Here is a 643-nt window from a genome sequence, read left to right as displayed (position 1 = left end):
TTAATTTTACAATCTACCATATAACGTCTCCATCTTTTCAAAACGACTTAATTCTACGGGCTATAAATAACTTAATTTGCCAGTGTATAACGTTTCACATTAAGCTACCACTAAGTTATAATAACCATATCGAAAGGAGATCAATCTAATGAAATATACGAAAACCAAAGCAGTATTAAATCAACTCGTTGCCGATTTGAGCCAGATGTCAATGATTATCCATCAGACGCATTGGTACATGCGTGGACCCAACTTTTTGAAGTTGCACCCCTTGATGGATGAGTTCATGGAAGAAATTGACAGCCAACTCGATGTCATTTCTGAACGGCTGATTGCGCTTGATGGCAGTCCTTACTCGACCTTAAAAGAAATGGCCGAAAACACTAAGATTCAAGACTGGCCTGGTGAATGGGACAAAACAACCCCAGAACGCCTCGCACACTTAGTTGATGGCTATCGTTACTTGGAAGACCTTTACCAACACGGCATTGAAGTATCCGATGTTGAAAAAGACTTCAGTACCCAAGATATTTTCATTGGTCTCAAAACCGCAATTGAGAAGAAAATCTGGATGATTCAGGCAGAGCTTGGGTCGGCGCCGGAAATTGATGAATAAAATAATATTAAAAAATCGGTAGGCTTA

Annotated in this window: 1 protein-coding gene; it reads left to right on the top strand. The window is 39.5% G+C overall.

Translation table 11 applies throughout. From position 1 onward, the window contains the following. The first annotated feature begins 148 nt into the window (after positions 1-148). Positions 149-616 carry a Dps family protein gene (locus FD44_RS10155; RefSeq protein ID WP_003587210.1) on the top strand — a complete coding sequence of 156 codons (468 nt, stop codon included), beginning with the start codon at positions 149-151 and terminating at the stop codon, positions 614-616. Positions 617-643 lie beyond the last annotated feature (27 nt).

The organism is Secundilactobacillus malefermentans DSM 5705 = KCTC 3548, from assembly GCF_001436395.1.
GTDB classification, from domain to species: domain Bacteria; phylum Bacillota; class Bacilli; order Lactobacillales; family Lactobacillaceae; genus Secundilactobacillus; species Secundilactobacillus malefermentans.
Note: the sequence above shows the minus strand (reverse complement) of the source record. Positions and strands in the feature narration are given on the sequence as shown.